A 24035-nucleotide genomic window follows, 5' to 3' on the forward strand; every position below is an offset into this window, starting at 1 on the left:
TCGTTCATTCGCCGCCCGCGCCGGCCCGAAGGTCGTCGGTGGGGGTGACGGCAAGCCAGTGACAGTAGCCGCCGAGCGTCGTCCTGTCGATGTCGCCGGGCGCCATGTGGTCGTAGGCGCCGGCACGGAAATGGTGCTTGGACCAGTACTGGTCGGTGTGCCAGCCGTGGATGTGCAGCACGTCGCCGCCCAGCCTGCGGTCGGTGTACGGCAGGTGGTCGAGCAGGCCCAGTGAGCAGCGCTGCGGGTAGGTGCGCCGCAGTGCCAGCTCGCCGGCGTACATGGTGAGCACGTTCTTGCACCAGCCGGGCCACTCGCCCTGGAAGTCGCGAAACTCTTCGTCGAGCAGCTTGTGGCAGTAGTCCAGCTGGGCCTGCACGAAGTTGCCCACGAACTCGGTCGGCCCGAGCACCGAGGCGCCCACGTTGTGCAGCCCCGAATGCGGAAAGCCCCAGCGCGCGCTGCATTCGGACAGCTTGCGGCGCACCTCTTCCTGGTACGCGTAGGCGCCGAAGCCGAAGCACAGCCCGGTCGGCTCGAAGCTGGCCAGCGCCGGCGTGACGAAGGTGTCGCAGTCGGTCTTGAGGATCGCGTCGTAGCTGCGGCACACGGCGAGCACCGCCGGGTCGCACAGGTTCGCGATCGAATTGATGTAGCCGTAGCCCGCCCACTCGGCGTGCTGGTCGGCGTAGGGCAGGCCCGGAATCACGACGATCCGGTCGTCGGTGGGCAGCCGGGCGATCACGTTCGGGTGGCACACCGCGATCAGCTCCCCGCCGCGCGCGAAGACGCCGGAGACGATCATGCTCCGGTACAGCCAGTGGAACTCGTCGACGATTTCTTTCTTGTCGTCGACGTAGACGAGGACACCCAGACGCATGGCTTCGGTTCTCAGGTTGGCGTTTCGATCGATCATGCGCCGGGCTAGAGCGCTTGCAGATCTCTCATCATTTGCCGCGTGCGCAGCGTGGTCACGCCGCAATGGTAGTTGAGCAAGGCCCGCAGCTGATTGCGCAGGGCACTGTTGCTGCCGGCGTTCATCGTCGCGACCTCGCGCAGGGTGGCGGTGAACGGCGTGCGGTCGTCGAGCACGCTCTGCAACACCTGCCAGTCGGCGCCGGCCAGCGCGGCCTCGTCCTTGGCCGCCTGGCGCAGGCCGGCTTCGGGCACGAGGGTGTAGCGCGTGCGGGCCGCCAGCGGCTCCAGGGTGAGCGTCTGCACGTCGAGCGAGGGCAGCAGGCCGACCGAACGCAGCAGCAGCAACTCGAAGGCACGCAGCGCGGCGGCCTGCGTCGCGGCCTGGGCGCCCGCATGGTCGCCGGCCAGCACCTGCACCACGCCGGCGTAGGCGTCGAACAGCGCCTCGTGCGCGTCGTCGCGCGCCAGCAGGCGCAGCAGCAGTTCGTTGACGTAGTAGCCCGAGAGCAGCGCCTCGCCGGTCGGCATGACGTGGCCGCCCATCCATTCGGCGCCTTTCAGCGTGCGGATCTCGGCGTCGCCGCCGTAGTTCAGCTGCAGCGGCTGCAGCGGCAGCAGCACGGGACGGAAATTGGAACTCGGCCGCTTCGCCCCCTTGGCCACGAGCGCGATGCGTCCGTGGTGGCGGGTGAAAACCTCGAGGATCAGGCTCGACTCGCTCCAGTCGTAGCGATGGAGCACGTAAGCCGGTTCATGCGAAACGCGATGAGCGGCGGCCACTTCATTCGTAGCCGAAGGAACGGACGCGCGCTTCGTCGTCAGCCCAGCCGGAGCGCACCTTCACCCACAGCTCGAGGAACACCTTGGCGTCGGCCAGCTTCTCGAGCTCGACGCGGGTTTCCATGCCGATGCGCTTGATGCGCTCGCCCTTGTCGCCGATCACCATGGCCTTGTGGCCGTCGCGCTCGACCACGATGGTGGCGGCAATGCGCAGCAGGCGCTTCTGGCCCTTCTTCTGGGGCGGCTCTTCCTCGAACTTGTCGATGATGACGGTCGAGGTGTAGGGCAGCTCGTCGCCCGTGAGGCGGAAGAGCTTTTCGCGCACCAGCTCGCCGGCGAGGAATTTCTCGCTGCGGTCGGTGAGCTCGTCTTCGTCGTAGAACCAGGGCTGCTCGGGCAGGTATTTCTCGCAGATGCCGAACAGGCGCTCGACGTCCTTCGAATTCTTGGCCGACATCGGCACGAACTCCGCGAAGCTGTGCTTGGCCTGCATGGTCTGCAGCCAGGGCGCGATGTCGCCGCGGCGGTGCACGTTGTCCAGCTTGTTGGCCAGCAGCACCGTGGGGATGCCCTTGCCCAGCAGCTTGAGCACGCGCTCGTCGGCCGGCGTGAAGCTGCCGGCCTCGACCACGAACAGGATCAGGTCGACGTCGCCGACCGCGCCCTGCACGGTCTTGTTGAGCGACTTGTTCAGCGCGTTGGCATGCAGGGTCTGAAAACCCGGCGTATCGACGAACACGAACTGCGTGGCGCCCAGCGTGCGCATGCCGGTGATGCGGTGGCGGGTGGTCTGCGCCTTGCGCGAGGTGATGCTGATCTTCTGGCCGACCAGCGCATTGAGCAGCGTCGATTTGCCCACATTGGGCTTGCCGACGATGGCGATCAGGCCGCAGTGCTGCGGCCCGGTGGCAGGCGTGTCGCCTGCGGTGTCTTCGGGTCCCGCTGCGGGATTGGTTACATCGTTCATTCTGATTTCACGCGGCGCCGCGTGCCTTGAGCCGGATCAACATGGCGGCCGCGGCAGCTTGCTCGCCGGCGCGGCGCGAGCCGCCGATGCCGCGCTCGCGAAGGCCCAGCTCGGGCACCTCGCACTCGACATCGAAGGTCTGCTTGTGCGCTGCACCCAGCGTCGCTGCCACGCGGTACACCGGCAGCTTCATTTTGTGGCCCTGCAGCCATTCCTGCAATTCGGTCTTCGGGTCTTTCGCGGCGGCTTCCATGCGCGGATTGATCTCGACCGCCTCGTAGAGCCGGTGCACCAGCGCCTGCGCGGCGGCAAAGCCGGCGTCCAAGTAGACCGCGCCGATCAGCGCTTCGAGCGCGTCGGCCAGGATGGAGGGCCGGTTCGGGCCGCCCGATCGGGCTTCGCCTTCGCCCAGGCGCAACAGCGGCGACAGCGCCAGCCCCAGCGCGAGCCGGTGCAGCGTGTCCTGCTTGACCAGGTTGGCCCGCACGCGCGACAGGTCGCCCTCGGGCAGTTCCGAGAGACGGATGTACAGCAGGTGTGAGACGGCCAGGTTCAGCACCGAGTCGCCGAGAAACTCGAGGCGCTCGTTGTGGTCGGCCGAGAAACTGCGGTGCGTGAGCGCGAGCTGGAGCAGGCGCGGGTCCGAGAACGTGTACTGAAGGCGCGCCTGCAGCGCGACGAGGCTGCCGTCCACCTTCTTGTTCGACACCGCGGTCAGCGGGACGCGCCCTTGTATTTGAGCGTCAGGTAGGCCGGCCCGAACAGGGGGATCTCGCGCTCGTACGCATACGACACGACGACCTTGTCGCCCACCTTCTTGATCTCGAGGTCCCGGCCGCTGACCGACTTGAAGTCGTCGATGGCCTGGGCGCGGTCGAAGATCGCGCGGATCTCGGGCACCGTGGCGCCTTCCTTGGCCTTGTTGGCGGCCTTGTCGATGGCCTGCCATTCGATCAGCGTCGGAATGACCTGCGCGACGACAACGCCCACGCAGCCCAGCACCGCCGCGACGAACACCAGGCCGATGAACGAGATGCCGCGCTGGTGCGCGGCACTGCCACGGACGGACCGACTGTTGGTTCTCATGCCCTCTTACCCCTCGAACAGTAACGTTGACTGTTGATTAATTATTGAAACGGACCGATGCGACCGAGATCGCCGAAGTTCATCCAGACGAAGAAGGCCCTGCCCACGATGTTCTTGTCCGGTACGAATCCCCAGAAACGGGAATCGGCCGAATTATCGCGGTTGTCGCCCATCATGAAGTAGTTGCCTTCGGGCACCTTGCACACCACGCCCTCGACCGAGTAGCGGCAGTTCTCGCGGAACGGGAAGTCGCTGGCACCCGGCACAAAGGCGGGGGCGTTCTCGTCGTTGAGGATCTTGTGCTGCTTGCCGCCGAGGTCTTCGTCGAACTGCTTCAGGATGCGCATCGACTCGCCATCGAGGTAGTCGGCGATCGGGGCCTTGCCCACCGGCTGGCCGTTGATCGTGAGCTTCTTGTTCAGGTAGGCCACCTCGTCGCCCGGAATGCCGACCACGCGCTTGATGTAGTCCATGCTGGGCTTGGGCGGGTAGCGGAACACCACCACGTCGCCGCGCGCCAGCGGCGTGCCGTCGGTGAGCTTGGTGTTGACGACCGGCAGGCGCAGGCCGTAGGTGAACTTGTTGACCAGGATCAGGTCGCCGGTCAGCAGCGTGGGCATCATCGAGCCCGAGGGAATCTTGAAGGGCTCGTACAGGAACGAGCGCAGCAGGAACACCACCAGGATCACGGGGAACAGGCCCGCCGTCCAGTCGAGCCACCAGGGCTGCATCAGCAGGCGTTCGCTGGCCTTGGCGTCGGTGGTGTCGACCTGGGTGATGCCCTGCCCCGCCAGCCGCGTGTTGCGTTCGGCGATGGAGCTCTCGAGCGTGGCGGCGGCGCGTTCGCGCTGCGGCAGGAAGTAGAAGCGCTCGGCCAGCCAGTAGACCCCGGTGACCACCGTGGCCACGAACAGCAGCAGCGCGAAGTTGCCTTCGAGCGCGCCGAAATACCAGGCGCCGACGTAGCTGGCGAACGCCGCGAGAACCAGGGTGGTGAGGTATGCCATGTTCGTGGTGATCAGTCTTCGACTTGCAGAATCGCGAGGAAGGCCTCTTGCGGGACTTCGACGGAACCGATCTGCTTCATTCTTTTCTTGCCCGCCTTCTGCTTCTCGAGCAGCTTCTTCTTGCGGGAGATGTCGCCGCCGTAGCACTTGGCGAGCACGTTCTTGCGAAGTGCCTTGATTGTCTCACGCGCAATGATCGTGACCCCGATGGCCGCCTGGATCGCCACGTCGTACATCTGGCGCGAAATGATCTCGCGCATCTTCGACACCACCGCCCGGCCGCGGTACTGCGACTGGCTGCGGTGCACGATGATCGACAGCGCATCGACCTTGTCGCCGTTGAGCAGGATGTCGACCTTCACCACGTCGGAGGCGCGGTACTCCTTGAACTCGTAGTCCATGGAGGCGTAGCCGCGGCTCACCGACTTCAGCTTGTCGAAGAAGTCGAGCACGATTTCGCCGAGCGGCATCTCGTAGGTCAGCATGACCTGGCGGCCGTGGTAGGCCATGTTCAGCTGCACGCCACGCTTCTGGTTGGCCAGCGTCATGACGGAGCCGACGTATTCCTGCGGCATGTACAGGTGCACGGTGACGATGGGCTCGCGGATTTCCGCCATCTTGCCAACGTCGGGCATCTTGGACGGGTTCTCCACCATGATGACTTCGCCGTCGTTGCGCACCACCTGGTAGACCACGCTGGGCGCGGTCGTGATCAGGTCCTGGTCGAACTCGCGCTCCAGGCGCTCCTGCACGATCTCCATGTGCAGCAGGCCCAGGAAGCCGCAGCGGAAGCCGAAGCCCAGCGCCTGGCTCACTTCGGGTTCGTAGCGCAGCGACGAATCGTTGAGCTTGAGCTTCTCGAGCGCGTCGCGCAGCGAGTCGTACTCGCTGGCTTCGGTCGGGTACAGGCCCGCGAACACCTGCGGCTGGATTTCCTTGAAGCCGGGCAGCGCCTCGGTGGCCGTGGCGGCGGCGCCGCCGGTACCGGGACGGATCAGCGTGACCGTGTCGCCGACCTTGGCCGCCTGCAGCTCCTTGATGCCCGCGATGATGTAGCCCACCTCGCCGGCTTCGAGCGACGCGCGCGACTCGTTGGCGGGCGTGAAGACGCCAATGCTGTCGGCGTTGTACATCGCGCCCGAGGCCATCATCTTGATGCGCTCGCCCTTCACGAGGCGACCGTCGACCACGCGCACCAGCATCACGACGCCGACGTACGGGTCGAACCAGCTGTCGATGATCATCGCGCGCAGCGGGCCGTCGGGATTGCCGCGCGGTGCGGGCATGCGCGCGACGATGGTCTCGAGGATGTCGTCGATGCCGACACCGGTTTTTGCGGAGCACGGAATCGCGTCGGTCGCGTCGATGCCGATCACGTCTTCGATTTCAGTGCGCGCGTTGTCAAGGTCTGCATTCGGCAGATCGATCTTGTTGAGCACCGGGATCACTTCGACACCGAGGTCGAGCGCGGTGTAGCAGTTGGCCACCGTCTGCGCTTCGACGCCTTGCGATGCGTCGACGACGAGCAATGCGCCTTCGCATGCCGACAGCGAGCGGCTCACTTCGTACGAGAAGTCGACGTGGCCCGGCGTGTCGATCAGATTGAGGTTGTAGACCTGTCCATCGCGTGCCTTGTAGTGCAGCGCGGCGGTCTGCGCCTTGATGGTTATCCCACGCTCTTTTTCGATGTCCATCGAGTCGAGCACCTGCGCTTCCATCTCGCGTTCCGCGAGGCCGCCGCAACGTTGGATCAAACGGTCTGCGAGCGTCGACTTGCCATGATCGATGTGCGCAATGATCGAAAAATTTCTGATGTGATTCATCAACGGGAACGCTTAAGTACTTGAATTGGCTCGGGCGCCGAGGGGCGGGGCCAAGAAAAAAGGGCGCGTCTTCTGGAGACGCGCCCTGAACCAACAAGCAATGGCAACTGCAGTAGTTGGAACTTCATTGTAGGCAAAAAGGGAAGCACGTACATCCGGGAACAGGGTCCAAAGGGCTCGTTGCAGGTCCACAACATCAAAGATACTCACAACTTATCAACAGGATCGGTGGAGCAGTAGCTGAACAACTTGTGGGCGATCTGTGGAGCACCGGTGGACGGCTGTGTGACATCTCGCATCGTGAAGGCCATCGCCCTCTTTATGCGCTGACTGGCCGCCAGGAGCTGTCTATTCTACCGAAATTCGTCCTTAGCCCTTTTATAAGTTAGTGATCGCAAACAAATCTTGGCATTTTCGAGGCCCAGGATTTTTTTAGAGGCCGGCGCCGAAGCGTCGTAAACACCTCGAAAAAATGGCCCCAAACCCGACTGCCGGGTGGGGCCACTTGACGCCGCCGCCGTATCAGCGTGCGGGTCGGATCAGGGCGTACTGCGCCCAGTCGCCCCGGCGGTAGAGCACGCTGAGCGACTTGGCCTTGTCCGCCTTGGCGACCGCCGCCTCGAATTCGCGGGCATTCGCCACCTCGAGATTGCCCACCGCGAGGATGACGTCACCCTCGCGCAGGCCGGCCCGCGCCGCAGCGTCGTTGGCGGCATCGACCTTCACGCCGCCCTTCAGCTTGAGCTCTTTCTTCTGCGCATCGCTGAGGTCGCTGACCGCGAGGCCGAGCGACTTGAGGGCCGCGGAAGCAGACGGCTTCGCAGCCGGCTCGTCGCGGTCGGTCGCGCGCTTGGCGGGCTTGTCGGGCTCGATCTCGGCGATGGTCACGCTGAGGTCGCGCGAGCTGCCGCGACGGAACACGGTGAGCGTGCTCTTGGTGCCCGGCTTGGTGTTGCCCACGAGACGCGGCAGGTCGCTCGGCTTCTCGATCGCCTTGCCGTCGAACTTGGTGATGACGTCACCCGGCTCCACGCCGGCCTTCTCGCCCGGCGAACCGGCTTCGACACCGCGCACCAGCGCGCCCTGCGCCTTGCCCAGGCCGATGGCTTCAGCCACGTCCTTGGTGACCTGATCGATCTGCACGCCGATGCGCCCACGCGAGACGCGCCCCGAGGTGCGCAGCTGCTCGCTGACGCGGATCGCCTCGTCGATCGGGATCGAGAACGAGATGCCCATGAAGCCGCCCGAACGCGAATAGATCTGGCTGTTGATGCCCACCACTTCGCCGCGCATGTTGATCAGCGGGCCGCCCGAGTTGCCGGGGTTGATGGCCACGTCGGTCTGGATGAACGGCAGGTACTCGCCCGTGTCGCGCTGCTTGGCGCTCACGATGCCGGCCGTGACGGTGTTCTCCAGGCCGAAGGGCGAGCCGATCGCCATCACCCACTCGCCCACGCGCAGCTTGGAGATGTCGCCCACCTTCACCGCGGGCAGGCCCGTGGCTTCGATCTTCACCACGGCCACGTCGGTGCGCTTGTCGGCGCCGATGATCTTGGCCTTGAACTCGCGCTTGTCGGGCAGCGTGACCAGCACCTCGGAGGCGTCTTCCACCACGTGTGCGTTGGTCATGACGTAGCCGTCGCCCGTCAGGATGAAGCCCGAGCCCACGCCGCGCGGACGCTCTTCCTCCTGCTGCGGACGGTTCGGACGCGGCCCCTGGCGCGGGGTGCCCGGCAGCGGCTGGCCGAAGAAGCGGCGGAAGAACTCCTGCATCTCCTCGTCCATCTCGCCGTTGCCGCCGCCGCGTTGCGCGACCTTCTCGACGGTGCGGATGTTGACCACGGACGGACCGACCTGGTCGACCAGGTCGGTGAAGTCAGGCAGCGTGCGCGTCTGCGCATGCACCGACTCGACCGGCAGGAAAGTGGCGCCGGCCGTCAGTGCCAGCGCAAAGGCCAGCAGGCCGGAACGAAGCTTGTGTCCCTCGACTTTGAACATCATCGGTTGTCTTTCAAAAAGAACAGAGCTGCAAATAACGACAGAGGCTATGAGTACCCGGCGCCGGCTTGGTTCAGCCCGAACGCCTGCACGGCGTCAGCCTATCGCCCGTCAGCGCGTGCGCGCGAGGCTCTGGGCAAAGGCATTGAGCGTCTGCTGCGGCACCTCGCCAACCGCGGTCAGCCACCAGTCGCTGGCCGGTGCGGGCAGTCGCCGGCGGATCGCGTTGGTGGCACCGATGGTCAGCACGCCATCGCCTGGCGTGCGCGCGGGATCGTAGCGTTCGATGAAGAGCGAGACCGTTGCCAGGCCGTCGGAGAAGGTCCACTGGACGGTGGTCGCCTCGGACTTGGGCGGCTTGCCGTCGCCGGCGGGCAGCGCGGGGCGTCGGAAGAAGCTTCGGGGCTTGAATCCGGCCACGGGTGTGCGCAGCATCCAGCCTTCGTCCTGCGCGGTGCTGCGCTCGAGTTCGAGCTTCTCGATGCGGTAGCCGCTCGTGTTGGCCATCATCTGCGCGAGCGCCTGCGCCTTCACGGGCGCATCGAGCTGCAGCTCGGAGAATGCCGACTGCTCGACCACGCGGGTGTCGCTGTCGACGGTCTGGAGCTTCACCACGAGGCCGGAGCGGCGTTCGCTCCAGATGCGGTAGCCGAAGCGCAGGCCGTCGCGCGGCACCAGCTGCACCACGTCGGCATCGAAGCCCGCGACGCGGTCCTTGCCGATGGCGCGCACGTCGTAGTAGTCGCCCACCGACGAATCGGGCTTGTCGGGCAGGTTGGGGAAGAGGTCGAGGTTCTCGCGCTTCTCGACCTTCACGACCTTCGCCTCGGGCAGGAAGGTCATCACGTTGCGGTTGCGCCGGAATGTCGAGCGCGGCGGGCCCGACAGCGCTTCGATGCGCTCCAGCTGGTGATCGCCGTCGCGCACATGCCAGATGCGCGCGCTCGACAGGTCGCCGCCCGGCGCCGACACCACGAAGGTGCCCACGTAGCTGCGCTGCCGTGCGCCCGCATGCATGCGCTGCAGCCATTCGGTCACGCCCATGGCCGGCGGTTCGTCGGTCTGCGCCGAGGGCACGCTCTTCGTGTTCGCCGCACCGTAGCGGGTCTGCGCGGTGGCCATCTGCCCCAGGCAAAGAACAGCAAACGCGAGCACCAGGGTGCGTGCGGAAATCGGCATGTGAACAACGGTCATTGCAGGCGGCGACGGTCGCGCAATCAGCGCGTGGGGCCCTCGAAGGTGGCGTTGCGCAGGAAACCGGACGGCATTTGCGATGCACCACCAGCCTGCTGGTGGGCTTCGAGCAGCTGATCAAGGCGCGGATCGCGCAGCATGACCTGCGGATTGCCGCTGCCGACCAGCACGCGGGTCGGCGTCAGGGCGCCGTTGCCGGGCGCCGCGCTGCCACCGGCAGCGGCCGCCAGGACCGAATTCGCCACGGGCGGCTGCACCGCGGCCAGTTGGGCACCGCCGTTCGGCACCGCAGCGCCGTTGCCGACCAGCGTCCAGCTGATGGCCGCCACGGCCATCAGCGACGCGGCGCCGGCCACCAGCTTCCAGCGGAACACCGGCTCGTTGGCCGCCTCGACGCGTTGCCGCACGGGCATCGCGGCCGGCACGGCGGCCAGCTGCGCCACGGCCGCGGGCGGAGCGATCACGACCGGCTCCTGCGCCAGCCGCTGCTGGAAGCGCGCCAGGAAGGCCGAGGTGTCGCTGCAGCGCGAATGCGCCGACGAGCGCAGCACATCGCCCACCACGTGGTAGGCGTGCCAGGCGTCGCGCGAGTCGTCCTCGGCGCAGACGGATTCGATCGCACGCGCGAACGCCTCGCCCTGCAAATGGCCGTCCGCCAGTGCGGACACCTGTTCCCGAACCGTCATCGTCTGATTCATGTCATTCACCTGCTGATCTACCAACGCTTGCCGGACTGGTTGTCCAGCAGCGGCTTGACCCTGGCCGAAATGGCCTCACGCGCCCGGAAAATACGCGAGCGCACCGTGCCGATCGGACAATCCATGACCTCGGCAATCTCTTCGTAACTCATCCCCTCGATCTCGCGCAGCGTGACCGCCTGGCGCAACTCGGTGGGGAGCGCTTCCATGGCAGCCTCGACGGCACTGGCGATTTCATTCGCCGCCATGACCGATTCGGGGGTTTCATCGCTGGTTGGTTCGTTTCCAGGACGGTAAGTTTCATCTTCGTCGTCCGAGGACGAACGCAGTGCGCTTTCGGAGACGGTCGGATCGCGCTTCATGTCCACCAGCGCCTTCTTGGCGGTGTTCACGGCGATCCGGTACAGCCAGGTGTAGAACTGGGCCTCGCCGCGAAACTGGTGCAGCGCGCGGTAAGCGCGGATGAAGGTTTCCTGGGCGATGTCCTCGATCAGGTCGACATCGCGCACCATGCGCCCGATCAGCCGTTCGATGCGGCGCTGGTACTTGATGACCAGCAGCTCGAACGCCTTCTGGTCGCCCGCGACGGTGCGCTGGACCAACTGGAAATCGACCTCACCCGGGCGCGGCGCCTGCGCCGCCTCATCGGGCAGCGCGGACTCCGGAGGCACGGGAGGCAAAGAAGTGGTCATCGAAACGGGTCAGGGCGCGTCGGCCGGAGCGGTCGCGCGCCAGGGGTCGCCGGCCACCTCGGCGACCGGGGGCCGCGCGTAGACCGCACGGCGCACGTCGCGCCAGCGCTCGGGCATGGCCCGCTGCTCGAGCCAGACCCAGCGGGCCGCGCGGCCGGGTTCGGCCAGGCGGACCAGCAACAGCGACTGGAAATCGAGCGCCACCACGGCGCGCGCGGCGAGCACGCCGCGCGTCGGATCGGCACCGGTCAGCGACCAATGCGATCCATCGAAATGCAGCGTCGCCGCACCGTCGCGCCGCAGGCCGAAACCTGCCGCGACACCGGAAAAGACGACGCTGAGAAGCAGCAGCAACTGGCGCCAGCCATTGCTATCGAACAGATAGCAGGCCGCGCCCGCGCAGCAGACGCCCAGGGTCCAAAGGGCCAGAAGAATCCGGGTCGCGCCGCGGGTGCGCCCCACCGGATAGGTCACCGACGGTGCGCTGTGCATGGGAGAGCGACGCTCAAGCGCGCTTGAACACCAGCGTGCCGTTGGTGCCGCCGAAGCCGAAGTTGTTCTTGACCGCGACATCGATCTTCAGATCGCGCGCCTCGTTGGCGCAGTAGTCGAGATCGCACTCCGGATCCTGGTTGAAGATGTTGATCGTCGGCGGGCTCTTCTGGTGATGCAGCGCGAGCACCGTGAACACCGATTCGATGCCGCCCGCGCCGCCCAGCAGGTGGCCGGTCATGGACTTGGTCGAATTGACGACGAGCTTCTTCGCGTGATCGCCGAAAGCCAGCTTGACCGCGTTGGTCTCGTTGAGGTCACCGATCAGCGTCGAAGTGCCGTGCGCGTTCAGGTACTGGACCTCGTCGGCGTTGACACCCGCATTGGCCAGTGCCATCGCCATCGAACGGCGCGGGCCGTCGACGTCGGGAGCGGTCATGTGGTACGCGTCGCCGGTCATGCCGAAGCCAGAGACCTCGGCGTAGATCTTGGCGCCGCGCGCCTTGGCGTGTTCGTACTCCTCGAGCACCAGCACGCCAGCGCCCTCGCCCAGCACGAAGCCGTCGCGGTCCTTGTCCCACGGGCGCGAGGCTGTGGCGGGATCGTCGTTGCGGGTGCTCAGCGCGCGAGGCGCGGTGAAGCCGCCGATGCCGAGCGGAGAAATGGTCGATTCAGCGCCGCCCGCGATCATGACGTCGGCATCGCCGTACTCGATCATGCGCGCCGACGTGCCGATGGCATGCAGGCCGGTGGTGCAGGCGGTCACGACGGCGATGTTCGGGCCCTTGAAACCGTACTTGATCGAGACATGGCCCGAGATCATGTTGATGATCGACGCCGGCACGAAGAACGGCGAAATGCGGCGCGGGCCGCGGCTCGCGTACTCGCCGTGCGTCTGTTCGATCATCGGCAGACCGCCGATGCCCGAGCCGATGTTGCAGCCGATGCGCACGGCCTTTTCATAGGACAGCGCTTCGCCGGTCGGCAGTCCGCTGTCCTGCACCGCCTGGATGGCGGCGGCGAGTCCCAGATGAATGAAGCGGTCCATGTGACGCGCTTCTTTCTCCGAGATGTATTGGGTGATGTCGAAACCCTTGACCTCACCGGCGAACTTGCAGGCGAAGGCGCTTGCATCGAACGCGGTGATGTTCGCAATTCCCGACTTCCCGGCCAACAGGTTGGTCCAGGATTCGGTTGCGGTGTTTCCGACAGGAGCGATGCAACCGAGTCCGGTCACGACGACGCGGCGTTTGGTCATGCCGGCAAACCTTTCTGGAAGCGCTGAGCAGCTGCCGAGCGGCGCGGGCGGTTGAAAAAAGAGCCGCCGGCCGTCGTTGCAGTGTCAGCTGGCCGATCAGGCCTTTTGATTCTTGGTGGCGTAGTCGACGGCGTTCTGCACCGTCGTGATCTTCTCTGCGTCTTCGTCCGGGATCTCGATGCCGAACTCGTCTTCGAGTGCCATCACGAGTTCGACCGTGTCGAGCGAGTCAGCGCCGAGGTCGGCCACGAAAGCCTTTTCGTTCGTCACTTGGGACTCTTCCACGCCGAGCTGCTCGGCGATGATTTTCTTGACACGTGCTTCGATATCGCTCATTTGATTCCCTCTAAGGGTTGTAGGTAACTGGTGGATTTTAGCCGGGCGGCCCGTGGCATTTGCCCCGCGCTCCGGTACGGAAAAAGATTGCGCCTTTCGGCTACATGTGCATGCCGCCGTTGACGTGCAGCTCCTGCCCCGTCACGTACGAGGCCTGCGGCGATGCGAGGTAGGCCACCGCATGCGCGATGTCGGCCGGCTTGCCCAGGTGGCCCAGCGGGATCTGCGAGAGCAGCGCCTGTTGCTGGGCTTCCGGCAGGCTGGCCGTCATGTCGGTTTCGATGAAGCCCGGCGCGACGCAGTTGACCGTGATGTTGCGGCTGCCGAGTTCGCGGGCCAGCGCACGGGTCATGCCCGACACGCCGGCCTTGGCGGCCGCGTAGTTGGCCTGCCCGGCATTGCCGGATGCGCCCACCACGCTCGTGATGCTGATGATGCGGCCATAGCGCTGCTTCATCATCGGGCGGATCACCGCGCGCGAGAGGCGGAACACGGCCTTGAGGTTGGTGTCGAGCACCGCATCCCAGTCGTCGTCCTTCATGCGCATGGCAAGCGTGTCGCGCGTGATGCCGGCGTTGTTGACCAGCACGTGGATCGCGCCGTAAGCCTGCACGATCTCGTCGATCAGGGCTTCGACGGCAGCACCGTCGTTCACGTCGAGCGCACGGCCGCGGCCGTCGAACGCGCTCAGCGCCTGGGTGATCTTGGCAGCGCCGTCGTCGGTGGTGCCGGTGCCCACGACCTTGAGGCCGCGCTGCGCGAGTTCGAGCGCAATGGCAGCGCCGATGCCGCGCGTTGCGCCGGTGACCAGGGCGACCTGGCCTTCGAATTTGGGAGTGCTCATAAAAGAGAAAAAGTATCGGGGCCTGGCGGCGTTCAGCCGGCGAGCGATTGTCGGACGTCCGCGAGGGTGGCCGGGTCGTACACCGACGCGGCTTCCAGTTCGGGGGCGATGCGCTTCACCATGCCGGCCAGCACCTTGCCGGGACCGCACTCGATGATGGCGGTTGCACCGCGCAGTTTCAAGGCCTGAACGCTCTCGACCCAGCGCACCGGACCGGCGGCCTGGCGCACCAGGGCGTCGCGGATGCGATCGGCATCGGTCTCGACGGCCACGTCGATGTTGTTGAGCACCGGAATCTGCGGCGCGGCCAGCGCCACGCTCGCGAGCTTCTCGCGCAGGGCTTCGGCCGCAGGCTTCATCAGGCTCGAATGGAACGGCGCCGACACCGGCAGCGGCAATGCGCGCTTGGCGCCGTTGGCCTTCAGCAGCTCGCAGGCCTTGTCGACCGCAGCCTTGCTGCCTGCGATCACGGTCTGCATCGGATCGTTGAAATTCACGGCCTCGACCACCTCGGCGCTGCCGGGGCCGAACGTGGCGGTGGCTTCGGCGCAGCCGGCGACCACCTTGTCGGACGCCATGCCGAGGATCGCCGCCATCGCGCCGACGCCGACCGGCACGGCCTGCTGCATGGCCTGCGCACGGAAACGCACCAGCGGCGCAGCCTGCGAGAGCGTGAGCACGCCCGAAGCCACCAGCGCCGAATACTCGCCCAGCGAATGGCCCGCCACGACGGACGGCGTGGCGCCGCCTTCGGCCAGCCAGGCACGCCAGGCAGCCACGCCAGCCACCAGCATCACGGGCTGCGTGTTCGTGGTGAGCGCCAGCTCTTCCTTGGGACCGTTCTTGATCAGCGCGCCGATGTCTTCGCCCAGCGCTTCGGAGGCTTCGCGCAGGGTCTCGACCACGGCCGGGTGATCGCCCCAGGCGTCGAGCATGCCGACCGCCTGCGAGCCCTGACCCGGAAAGACAAAAGCAAAGGATTTCATTGTTGTTTCTTCGTCACCGCGCCGACGCCCGCTTCGGGGCGTCGCGACGCACTACAGATTCAATAGCACCGCGCCCCAGGTGAAGCCACCGCCCACGCCTTCCAGCATGAGGGTCTCACCCTTCTTCACCTTGCCCGAGCGCACGGCCTCGTCGAGCGCCAGCGGGATCGAGGCGGCCGAGGTGTTGCCGTGCTCGTGCACCGTGACGACCAGCTTCTCGCGCGGCAGCTTCAGCTTCTTGGCCGTGCCTTCCATGATGCGGATGTTGGCCTGGTGCGGGATCAGCCAGTCGATGTCGGCCTCGGTCTTGCCCGCCTTGGCGAGCGTGGCGCGCGCGGCGTCTTCGAGCACGCGCACCGCCAGCTTGAAGACGGCCTGGCCGTCCATGTGCAGCAGCGGCGTGCCGAGCACGTTGCCGCCCGACACATGGCCCGGCACGCACAGGATGCCGACGTGCTTGCCGTCCGCATGCAGGTCGCTGGCCAGGATGCCGGGCTCGTCGGAGGCCTCGAGCACCACCGCGCCCGCGCCGTCGCCGAACAGCACGCAGGTGGTGCGGTCGTTGAAGTCGAGGATGCGGGAGAACACTTCGGCGCCGATCACCAGCGCGCAGCGCGCGGTGCCCGTGCGGATCATCGCGTCGGCCACCGTCAGCGCGTAGACGAAACCGCTGCAGACCGCCTGGACGTCGAAGGCCGGGCAGCCGGCAATGCCGAGCTTGTGCTGAAGGATCGCGGCCGACGACGGGAACACCATGTCCGGCGTCGAGGTCGCGACGATGATCAGGTCGACGTCGCTCGCCTTGCGGCCGGCGGCTTCCAGCGCATGCTTCGCGGCTTCGAGGCCGAGATCGCTGCTGCTGACATCGGGCGCCGCGAAGTGGCGCGCGTGAATGCCGGTGCGCTCGACGATCCACTGATCGGAAGTTTCGATGCCGCGTGTCGCCAGATCCTTGGCAAGGTCGTCATTGGTGACGCGGCGAGGGGGCAGGTAGCTGCCGGTGCCGGTAATGCGCGAAAAAGGGGTCATCAAGCGTGAAGGGCTGTCGCGTCGGCCGGCACCGCCGACTCCTGCCGCGCTAGCAAAGGCGCGGCGTGGGCGATGCGGGCCCGCACGCGATCGAGCAGGTTGTTGCGAGCGGCATCATAAGCGCGATCCAACGCATGGCCGAAAGCCACTTCGTCGGCCGAGCCATGGCTCTTGAACACCAGCCCGCGCAGGCCCAACAGGGCCGCGCCGTTGTAGCGACGGTGATCCAGGCGACCTTTGAACGCTTTTAGAACCGGGTAAGCAACAATAGCCGCCAGTTTCGTGAGAATGTTTCGCGAGAACTCGACGCGAATGAACTCGCCGATCATCGACGCGACGCCTTCGCTGGCCTTCAGCGCCACATTGCCGACAAATCCGTCGCACACGACGATGTCGGTCGTGCCCTTGAAAATGTCGTTCCCTTCGACGTTGCCGTAGAAGTTCAGATCCTTGGAGTTGGCAGCTGCACGCAGCAGTTGACTGGCCTTCTTGATGGTTTCGCTGCCCTTGATGGCTTCTTCACCAATATTGAGCAAGCCGACCGAGGGCGATTCGTTACCGGTCAATGCCGAAACGAGCGCCGAGCCGAGCACGGCGAACTGGAGCAGGTCTTCGGCATCGCAATCGACGTTCGCGCCGAGATCGAGCACGGTGGTCGCCCCACCCTTCACGTTCGGTAGCTGGGGCGCAATGGCAGGCCGGTCGATGCCGTCGAGCGTTTTAAGCAGATAGCGTGCGATCGCCATCAATGCACCCGTGTTGCCGGCAGATATCGCCGCTTGCGCCGCGCCATCCTTGACCTGCTGGATCGCGACGCGCATCGAAGAGTCTTTCTTCTTGCGCAGGGCGATTTCAATGGGATCGTCCATGCCGACCACTTCGCTGGCCGGCACGATGCGGGCGCGCGGATGGTCGGCAAACCCTGCCAATGCGGCCGGTGCACCGACGAGCAGCAACGAGGCTTCGCTGTGCCGCTCGAGAAACGCGCGGCAGGCCGCGAGCGTGACACGCGGCCCATGATCACCCCCCATGCAATCCACGGCGAGCGTGATTGCGGCGGGCGCAGCAGTAAGTTCGGGAGAAAAAGGCGCAGCCATCAAAACAAAGGCCCGACGCTACAGCAAAAGTAGCTTCGGGCCTTGGCCTTGGGATTCGAGATCAGGCTTCGGACTTGTTCTTGAGCACCTGACGGCCGCGGTAGAAACCGTTCGGGCTGATGTGGTGGCGCAGGTGCGTTTCGCCGGTGGTGGGCTCGACAGCGATGCCGGGCACGCCCAGGGCGTTGTGGGAACGGTGCATGCCGCGCTTGGAAGGCGACTTCTTGTTTTGCTGGACGGCCATGATGGCTCCTGGACGGTTAGGTGGGTGACTGGATGCGGGCTCAAGCGGTGGCAATGAGGCGAAAGCTCCGGCGGCATGCATGGAATGCCACGTTCTGCCTTTGCCTTGTATGCATTGCTGCTCACGGCGGCGCGCGCGAAGCCCATGATTATAGCCCAGCCAGAGAGAAAGGGCTACTTACCCTCTTCGGGCTTGCGCGGACGCAACGCGCCGAGCACGGCGAAGGGGTTCGGCTTGGCCTCTTCGGCCGCCTGGAAATCGTCGTCGCTGGAGGACAGGCGGACCGGCGTCGGGCACACGTCGTGGACCGGCATGACGGGGATTTCCATCAGCAGCTCGTCCTCGATCAGCCCGCGCAGGTCGAAATCGCGGCTGACGACCAGCAGGTCTTCGTCGGATTCCTCGTCTTCCGCCTCGGCCGTGGCTTCGTCGGCCACGAAACGGAACCAGCGGTCCACGAACAGCTCGGTGTCGACGGGCGACAGGCAGCGCTGGCAGACCAGCGGCACGATGGTTTCGACATCCAGGTGCAGCCAGGGCGTTGCCTTGCCGTCGGCGCCGGGGCGCTCTTCACCGGTCGCTTCCCAGCGGACCACGGCGTCGGTGGCCGGCGTCGCCAGTTCGGCGACCAGGCGTGCGAAACCCGGGACCGGATCGGCACCATCCAGCGTGGCAGCCGCCGCGGTGAACGCGGGCACATTGAGCCTTTCGGGGGCAAATTCTCTCTTCATCTGCCCCAGTCTAGCGCGCCGGCCGGCCTCCCAGGCGAGCAACCCGCCGAGCCGGTCGGGTCCGGTCGCTCACGCACAATCGCTGCATGCAACGCACCGTGATCCTCGCCTCGACCTCGCGCTACCGGCGCGAACTGCTCACCCGCCTCCATGTGCCCTTCGAGGTGCACGCCCCCGAAGTCGACGAAACCCCACTCGACGGCGAAACGCCCCGCGCGCTGGCCGAACGCCTGGCGCTGGAAAAAGCCAATGCCGTGGCCGCGCGCTTTCCCGAGGCAGTGGTGATCGGCTCCGACCAGGTCGCCGACCTGGCGGGCGAAGCGCTCGGCAAGCCCGGCGACCACGCACGGGCCACCGCCCAATTGCGCCGCATGCGCGGCCAGACGCTGATCTTCCAGACCGCCGTGGCCGTCGTCTGCCATGCCACGGGCTTCGTCCAGCGCGACATCGCCCCCGTGCGCGTGGTGTTCCGCGACCTCTCGGACGCCGCCATCGAGCGCTATCTATTAGCCGAACAGCCCTACGACTGCGCCGGCAGCGCCAAGAGCGAGGGCTTCGGCATCGCGCTGCTCGACGCCATCGACAGCGACGACCCCACCGCGCTGGTCGGCCTGCCCCTGATCCGCACCTGCCGGATGCTGCGCGCCGCGGGGGTCGACCTGCTGTGACCACAAAAGGCAAGCTCTACCTTGTCCCCGCGCCGCTCGATTTCGGCTGCGACCTCCAGGCCCCGCTGCAGGACGCCCTGCCGTTGGGCACGCTGCAGGCCGCCGCGGGCATCACGCACTGGATCTGCGAGAACGCCAAGTCGGCCCGCGCCTACCTGAAGCGCATCGATGCCGTCGTGCCGCTGGCCGCGCCGCTGCAGGCCCAGGACATCCAGGAACTGCCGCGCGAAGTGCACAAGAAAGGCGACCACGCCGGCCAGTTCGACGCCCGCCCGCTGCTCGCCGCCGCACTCGCAGGCCACGACGTCGGCCTGCTGAGCGAAGCCGGCATGCCGGCTGTGGCCGACCCGGGCTCGTCGGTGGCACGCGCCGCGCACGACCTGGGCATCACCGTCGTGCCGCTCACCGGGCCGGTGTCTTTGCTGCTGGCCCTCGCAGCAAGCGGCCTGAACGGACAGAACTTCGCCTTTGTCGGCTACCTGCCGCAGGACGGCGGCGAACGCCAGGCGCGCATCCGCGAGCTCGAAGCGCTCGCACTCAAGACCGGCCAGACGCAGCTCTTCATCGAAACGCCGTACCGCAACGCGGCCCTGCTGCAGGCGCTGGTGCAGACGTTGCAGCACAACACCCGCCTCGCCGTCGCGCGCGGCCTGACGCTCGCCACCGCACAGGTGCGCAGCGAGACGGTGAAAGCCTGGCGCGCCGCCAAGCCGCAGGCCACGACCGACGAGCGCCTGCCCGCCGTGTTCGCGATCGGGCGCTGAGGGTGGGGCCGGGCGTCACGGCCGGTACGCGCTGGGCGTCGCGCGCCCAGTTCTTCGCGTCGGGCTTCATCTTCGCGACCTGGGGCGTGCACGTGCCGACGGTCAAGGCGCACTACGCCATCGACGAGGCGCAGCTCGGGCTCGCCATGCTCGCGGCGGGCGCTGGAGCAATGGTTGGGCTGACGAGCGCAGGTCGCTGGATCGGCCGCCACGGCCCGCGCCGCATGGCCGCGCTGTGCGGCTGCATCTACGCACTGTTGATTGCCGGCCTGATCGCGATGCCCGGCTACGCCGCGCTGCTGGGCCTGCTGGCGGTGTTCGGCCTGGTCACCAGCGTGTTCGACGTGGCGATCAACACCGAGGCCGCACAGCTCGAGTTGCGCGGCAATCAGCCGTTGATGAGCGGCATGCACGGCATGTTCAGCCTCGGCGGCATGGTCGGCGCCGCGAGCGGCAGCGCGGCGCTGGCCGCCGGCATGGCGCCGCAGACCCACCTGTGGACGGTGGCCGTGGTGATGATCGGCGTGGTCGCGATCGCGGCAACGCGCATGCTGCCCACACCGGCTGCCCCCGCCGACGGCGCGGCCGCGGCAGACCACGGCTTTCGCCTGCCGCGCGGCGTGCTCGCGGTGCTCGGCGTGCTGGCCGCGCTGGGGCTGATCGCCGAGGGCGCCATTTACGACTGGAGCGTGCTCTACATGCAGCAGGAACTGGGCAGCCCACAGCAGCAGGCCGCGCTGGCCTATGCGAGCTTTTCCGCCGCGATGGCGGCTGCGCGTTTCGGTGGCGACGCGATGCGCGCCCGTTTCTCACCCACGGCCTTGCTGCGCGGCAGCGGCCTGCTCGCGGCGGGGGCGATGACGTTGGTATTGCTGACCGACCTGCCCTGGCTCGCGCTGTTGGGCTTCGCCGGTGTCGGGGTCGGCTTCGCGAACGTGGTGCCGATCCTGTTCGGCGCCTCGGCCCGCGTGCCGGGCGTGGCACCCGCCAACGGCATTGCGGCCGTGTCGGCCATCGCGTACCTGGGGTTCATGGCAGGGCCTGCGGTGATCGGCCTGCTCGCGCGGGTCAGCTCGCTGACCGCCGCGCTCTATGTGGTGGTGGCCTTTGCCGCCGCGCTGGCGGCCTCGGCCCGATTCACCGGCAGCGGCGACAGCATCGCCGCCTGAAAAAAAGCCGCGCTCAGCGCAGCGCCGGCGAGGTCTTCAGCGCGCTCACCGAGGCCGCGCCCATGGCGGCGCCGAACTTCTTGGCCAGCTTCTCGGCCACGTTGTCGCGGCGCGTGTAGTCGATGACTTCCTCGGCCTTGATCACCTCGCGTGCCACGAAGTCGACGTTGCCCAGCTGGTCGGCCAGGCCGAACTCGACGGCCTGTTCGCCGCTCCAGAACAGGCCGCTGAACAGGCCCGGGGTGTCGAGCTTGAGGCGATCGCCGCGGCCGGCCTTCACCACGTTGATGAACTGCGTGTGGATCTGGTTGAGCATCGACTGGGCATGCGCGCGCTGCGCGTCGTTCATCGGGCTGAACGGATCGAGGAAGCCCTTGTTTTCACCGGCCGTCAGCAGGCGGCGCTCGACGCCGACCTTTTCCATCACGCCGGTGAAGCCGAAGCCGTCCATCAGCACGCCGATGCTGCCGACGATGCTGGCCTTGTCGACGAAGATTTTGTCGGCGGCCGCGGCGATGTAGTACGCCGCTGAGGCGCAGGTTTCTTCGACCACCGCGTAGACCGGCTTCTTGTGCTTGGCCTTCAGGCGCTTGATCTCGTCGTTGATGATGCCGGCCTGCACCGGGCTGCCGCCGGGCGAGTTGATCAGCAGCACCACGCCCTTGGCGCCCTCGTCCTCGAATGCCGTCTTCATGGCGGCAATCACGAACTCGGCACTGGCGTCGCCGCCGTTGGCGATCTCGCCTTTGATCTCGACAACGGCCGTGTGGGCCGTGGTCTTGGCGGTGCTGGGCGTGCTGCGCGAGAACGCAAACCAGGCCAGGAACACGAAGAAGGCCAGCCAGCCCAGGCGCACGAAGGTCTTCCAGCGGCGCGTGGCCTTCTGCTCATTCAGGGAGGCGAACGCGAGTTTCTCGAGCGTGGCGCGCTCCCACCCGGGGCGCTGCGTGGGATCTTGGGCCATGGTGCGGGGGCTGTCTTGGGATGTCGTGAGGGGGACGGCCGGCTCCAGCGGTTCGAAACCCTGGGGTTCCCTGCGATTCGGATCGGTCATGTCAGAAGGAAAGAGGTTGGAGGTTCCAGTCAGTATGCCAGTGCACCACGCCGTCTTCTTCGCTCAGCGCGATCTTCACGAGCCCGCCGCGGCACGGCCCGCCCGCGCATTCGCCGGTGTCGGGCTTGTAGACGGCGCCGTGGGTGGCGCACAGCAGCCACTGGCCGCTGTCGTCGAAGAAGCGGTCGGGCTGAAAGTCCATCTCCATCGCCACATGGCTGCAGCGGTTGAGGTACGCATGCGGCAGGCCCTCGAAGCGCACCGCGAAGGCGCGGCAGGTTTCGCCGCCGTGGACCACGTCGAAAGGCACGGCGTTGCCGCCCTCGACCAGGTCCGAAGCGTTGCACAGCGGGATGCGCTGGTTGCTCATGCCCTGCCCCTCAGGCGTTGTCGAGCAGCCAGGCCTGCAGCTCGGCGATCGACTGCGCCACGTACAGCGGCTTGAACTCGTCGAAGGTCGACGACGCATGCGCGCCGAAGCCCACGCCCACGCTGGCGCAGCCGGCGTTCTGTGCCAGCTGCAGGTCGTGCGTGGTGTCGCCGATCATCAGCGTGCGCTCGGCCGGCACGTCGAGTTCTTCCATGAGCTCGAGCAGCATGCGCGGGTGCGGCTTGCCGAAGGTTTCGTCGGCGGTGCGCGAGGCGTCGAAGCGGTCGCGCAGCGCCACCGTCTTCAGGGCCTCGTTGAGGCCGCGGCGCGACTTGCCCGTGGCCACGGCCAGCTTGTGGCCGCGCGTGCGCAGCGCATCGAGCATGGGCAGCACGCCGTCGAACAGCACGAGGTCGTCCTGGTGCTGCAGGAAGTGGTAGCGGTAGCGGGCGCCGAGCTCGGGGTACTTTTCCTTGGGCACGTCGGGCGCCGCGCGCGCGAGCGCCTCGGCCAGGCCCAGGCCGATCACCCAGGCGGCATCGTCCTCGCTGGGCTTGGCACCGCCGACATCGACCACGGCCGCCTGGATGCAGCGCACGATCAGGCGGGTGGAGTCGTAGAGCGTGCCGTCCCAGTCGAAGGCGATCAGGTCGAAGCGCGGGGGGCGAACGGAAGAATCAGTCATGGGCCGTGGGGGTGGGGTGTTGCGCCATCGCCTCGAGCGCCGCGCGCGACATCAGCGCATGCAGCTCGGGCGGCAGCCCGGCCTGCAGCGCAATGCGCTCGCCGCTGGCCGGATGGTTGAATTGCAGCCGCCACGCATGCAGGAACATGCGCTTGAGGCCGAGTTTGTGCAAGGCACGCTGCCGATCGGACTCGCCATATTTGTCGTCGCCGGCAATCGGATGCCCGGCCGAGGCCAGGTGCACGCGAATCTGGTGGGTGCGCCCGGTCTTGATGGTCACCGCCAGCAAGGACAGCGGCGTGGCGTCGCCCGGCAGGCTGAGGCGGGCCAGCACGCGCACCAGCGTGACGGCCCGCATGGCGTCGGGGTGGTCCTTGGCGACCACGCGCACGCGGCGTTCGCCGGCACCGGCGCCCGAACCGTCGGGCAGCAGGTACTTGGCGAGCGGCGCGTCGAGCACCTTCTTGTTGGCGGGCCAGTCGCCTTCGACCAGCGCCAGGTAGGTCTTGCCGGTCTCGCGCTCGCGAAACTGGTCCTGCAATGCCACCAGTGCGCTGCGTTTCTTGGCGACCAGCAGGATGCCGGAGGTTTCGCGGTCGAGCCGGTGCACCAGTTCCAGAAACTTGGCGCCCGGGCGCGCCGTGCGCAACTGTTCGATCACGCCGAAGCTCACGCCGCTGCCGCCGTGCACAGCAACACCGGCTGGCTTGTCGATGGCCAGCACAGCCTCGTCTTCGAGCAGCACCGGAAACTCGCGCGCCGGCGCGGGTGGCGTGGCGCCCTCTTCGGCGCGCGGCGATATGCGGACCGGCGGAATCCGGACCAGGTCACCGTCTTCGATGCGGGTTTCGGCCTGGGCACGGCCCTTGTTGATGCGCACCTCGCCCGACCGGATGATCCGGTAGACGTGCGTCTTCGGCACGCCTTTCAGATGGCGAAACAGGAAGTTGTCGAGCCGCTGCCCAGCGGATTCGGCGTCAACGGTCAGGAAGTGGATGGCGGCGGGCGGCGTGCCGGTGTCGGCGCCCGCGGGTCGATCCGCGGGATTTGGAGCCCCCGCGGGGCTTTTCTTCGCACCTATAATGTTTTTCACCAGCGCGGTCGTGTAAGTGCTTGATTAGACAGAAGTTTAGAGCACTGACGAC

At 66.8% G+C, this 24035-nt stretch carries 27 protein-coding genes; 3 read left to right on the forward strand and 24 right to left on the reverse strand.

The features are described 5' to 3' along the window. Positions 1–4: 4 nt before the first annotated feature. The 20 genes from AC07Y4_RS04820 to AC07Y4_RS04915 form a co-directional block, all read right to left on the reverse strand. Positions 5–880 (reverse strand): DUF7164 domain-containing protein, encoded by an 876-nt coding sequence (locus AC07Y4_RS04820; protein ID WP_495274249.1) that lies wholly within the window; start codon positions 878–880, stop codon positions 5–7. 44 nt (positions 881–924) lie between these two features. Continuing rightward, the gene (gene recO / locus AC07Y4_RS04825; protein WP_062475523.1) at positions 925–1698 is read right to left on the reverse strand and encodes a DNA repair protein RecO; all 774 of its coding nucleotides are present in this window, start codon (positions 1696–1698) and stop codon (positions 925–927) included. Position 1699: 1 nt separating this feature from the next. Then, positions 1700–2665: a GTPase Era gene (gene era / locus AC07Y4_RS04830; protein ID WP_139702430.1), complete on the reverse strand. Its 966-nt coding sequence runs from the start codon at positions 2663–2665 to the stop codon at positions 1700–1702. 7 nt (positions 2666–2672) lie between these two features. Further along, on the reverse strand, positions 2673–3359 hold the full coding sequence (gene rnc, locus AC07Y4_RS04835; RefSeq protein WP_056572447.1) for a ribonuclease III: 687 nt from the start codon (positions 3357–3359) through the stop codon (positions 2673–2675). A 20-nt stretch (positions 3360–3379) separates the two neighbouring features. Beyond that, positions 3380–3751, reverse strand: coding sequence for a DUF4845 domain-containing protein (locus AC07Y4_RS04840; protein ID WP_062475531.1), 372 nt, complete (start codon positions 3749–3751; stop codon positions 3380–3382). Positions 3752–3792: 41 nt separating this feature from the next. Continuing rightward, positions 3793–4758: a signal peptidase I gene (gene lepB, locus AC07Y4_RS04845; protein WP_062475534.1), complete on the reverse strand. Its 966-nt coding sequence runs from the start codon at positions 4756–4758 to the stop codon at positions 3793–3795. 11 nt (positions 4759–4769) lie between these two features. Beyond that, entirely contained in the window at positions 4770–6581 is a 1812-nt protein-coding gene (gene lepA, locus AC07Y4_RS04850) for a translation elongation factor 4 (RefSeq protein WP_139702429.1), read from the reverse strand. A gap of 522 nt (positions 6582–7103) precedes the next feature. Further along, entirely contained in the window at positions 7104–8582 is a 1479-nt protein-coding gene (locus AC07Y4_RS04855; protein ID WP_062475536.1) for a DegQ family serine endoprotease, read from the reverse strand. Between the two features lie 108 nt (positions 8583–8690). Beyond that, positions 8691–9758 (reverse strand): MucB/RseB C-terminal domain-containing protein, encoded by a 1068-nt coding sequence (locus AC07Y4_RS04860; protein ID WP_495274250.1) that lies wholly within the window; start codon positions 9756–9758, stop codon positions 8691–8693. 38 nt (positions 9759–9796) lie between these two features. Beyond that, positions 9797–10471, reverse strand: coding sequence for a sigma-E factor negative regulatory protein (locus AC07Y4_RS04865; RefSeq protein WP_495274251.1), 675 nt, complete (start codon positions 10469–10471; stop codon positions 9797–9799). Positions 10472–10488: 17 nt separating this feature from the next. After that, entirely contained in the window at positions 10489–11163 is a 675-nt protein-coding gene (gene rpoE / locus AC07Y4_RS04870) for an RNA polymerase sigma factor RpoE (protein ID WP_235926394.1), read from the reverse strand. A 9-nt stretch (positions 11164–11172) separates the two neighbouring features. Continuing rightward, positions 11173–11655, reverse strand: a complete 483-nt coding sequence (locus AC07Y4_RS04875) for a hypothetical protein (protein ID WP_492738943.1) — start codon at positions 11653–11655, stop codon at positions 11173–11175. A gap of 13 nt (positions 11656–11668) precedes the next feature. Further along, positions 11669–12913 carry a beta-ketoacyl-ACP synthase II gene (gene fabF, locus AC07Y4_RS04880; protein ID WP_062475546.1) on the reverse strand — a complete coding sequence of 415 codons (1245 nt, stop codon included), beginning with the start codon at positions 12911–12913 and terminating at the stop codon, positions 11669–11671. Positions 12914–13009: 96 nt separating this feature from the next. Continuing rightward, positions 13010–13249: an acyl carrier protein gene (gene acpP, locus AC07Y4_RS04885; RefSeq protein ID WP_007830471.1), complete on the reverse strand. Its 240-nt coding sequence runs from the start codon at positions 13247–13249 to the stop codon at positions 13010–13012. Between the two features lie 100 nt (positions 13250–13349). Further along, positions 13350–14093: a 3-oxoacyl-ACP reductase FabG gene (gene fabG / locus AC07Y4_RS04890; RefSeq protein ID WP_062475549.1), complete on the reverse strand. Its 744-nt coding sequence runs from the start codon at positions 14091–14093 to the stop codon at positions 13350–13352. A gap of 32 nt (positions 14094–14125) precedes the next feature. Then, positions 14126–15079: an ACP S-malonyltransferase gene (gene fabD / locus AC07Y4_RS04895; protein ID WP_495274252.1), complete on the reverse strand. Its 954-nt coding sequence runs from the start codon at positions 15077–15079 to the stop codon at positions 14126–14128. A gap of 51 nt (positions 15080–15130) precedes the next feature. After that, positions 15131–16108, reverse strand: coding sequence for a beta-ketoacyl-ACP synthase III (locus tag AC07Y4_RS04900; protein WP_070062242.1), 978 nt, complete (start codon positions 16106–16108; stop codon positions 15131–15133). Beyond that, positions 16108–17205: a phosphate acyltransferase PlsX gene (plsX, locus tag AC07Y4_RS04905; protein WP_082818146.1), complete on the reverse strand. Its 1098-nt coding sequence runs from the start codon at positions 17203–17205 to the stop codon at positions 16108–16110. The genes AC07Y4_RS04900 and plsX overlap by 1 nt, the downstream gene beginning before the upstream one ends. A 61-nt stretch (positions 17206–17266) precedes the next feature. Further along, positions 17267–17449, reverse strand: a complete 183-nt coding sequence (gene rpmF / locus AC07Y4_RS04910; RefSeq protein WP_057592299.1) for a 50S ribosomal protein L32 — start codon at positions 17447–17449, stop codon at positions 17267–17269. Between the two features lie 173 nt (positions 17450–17622). After that, positions 17623–18180, reverse strand: coding sequence for a YceD family protein (locus tag AC07Y4_RS04915; RefSeq protein ID WP_495274253.1), 558 nt, complete (start codon positions 18178–18180; stop codon positions 17623–17625). Positions 18181–18266: 86 nt separating this feature from the next. Between AC07Y4_RS04915 and AC07Y4_RS04920 the strand changes: the two genes are divergently transcribed. The 3 genes from AC07Y4_RS04920 to AC07Y4_RS04930 are packed head-to-tail and all read left to right on the forward strand — an operon-like array spanning position 18267 to position 20781. Further along, positions 18267–18848, forward strand: a complete 582-nt coding sequence (locus tag AC07Y4_RS04920; protein ID WP_495274254.1) for a Maf family protein — start codon at positions 18267–18269, stop codon at positions 18846–18848. Further along, positions 18845–19612 carry an SAM-dependent methyltransferase gene (locus AC07Y4_RS04925; protein WP_495274255.1) on the forward strand — a complete coding sequence of 256 codons (768 nt, stop codon included), beginning with the start codon at positions 18845–18847 and terminating at the stop codon, positions 19610–19612. The genes AC07Y4_RS04920 and AC07Y4_RS04925 overlap by 4 nt, the downstream gene beginning before the upstream one ends. A gap of 2 nt (positions 19613–19614) precedes the next feature. Next, complete coding sequence (locus tag AC07Y4_RS04930; RefSeq protein ID WP_495274256.1) at positions 19615–20781, forward strand: MFS transporter; 1167 nt, start codon at positions 19615–19617, stop codon at positions 20779–20781. A gap of 13 nt (positions 20782–20794) precedes the next feature. On the opposite strand, the gene AC07Y4_RS04935 is transcribed toward AC07Y4_RS04930, so the two are convergent. From AC07Y4_RS04935 to AC07Y4_RS04950, 4 genes are read right to left on the reverse strand one after another with little or no spacing between them, the layout of a single operon-like run. Beyond that, a complete protein-coding gene (locus AC07Y4_RS04935; protein ID WP_159273190.1) occupies positions 20795–21835 on the reverse strand; it encodes a S49 family peptidase in 1041 nt (346 codons plus the stop codon). A 1-nt stretch (position 21836) separates the two neighbouring features. Further along, positions 21837–22205, reverse strand: a complete 369-nt coding sequence (locus tag AC07Y4_RS04940; RefSeq protein ID WP_056572116.1) for a Rieske (2Fe-2S) protein — start codon at positions 22203–22205, stop codon at positions 21837–21839. 10 nt (positions 22206–22215) lie between these two features. Further along, the gene (locus tag AC07Y4_RS04945; RefSeq protein WP_487848999.1) at positions 22216–22890 is read right to left on the reverse strand and encodes an HAD family hydrolase; all 675 of its coding nucleotides are present in this window, start codon (positions 22888–22890) and stop codon (positions 22216–22218) included. Next, positions 22883–23983 carry an RluA family pseudouridine synthase gene (locus AC07Y4_RS04950; protein ID WP_495274257.1) on the reverse strand — a complete coding sequence of 367 codons (1101 nt, stop codon included), beginning with the start codon at positions 23981–23983 and terminating at the stop codon, positions 22883–22885. Before AC07Y4_RS04950 ends, AC07Y4_RS04945 begins: the two co-directional genes overlap by 8 nt. Between the last annotated feature and the right edge of the window lie 52 nt (positions 23984–24035).

This window comes from Variovorax sp. GW460-12-1-14-LB1, assembly GCF_059423605.1.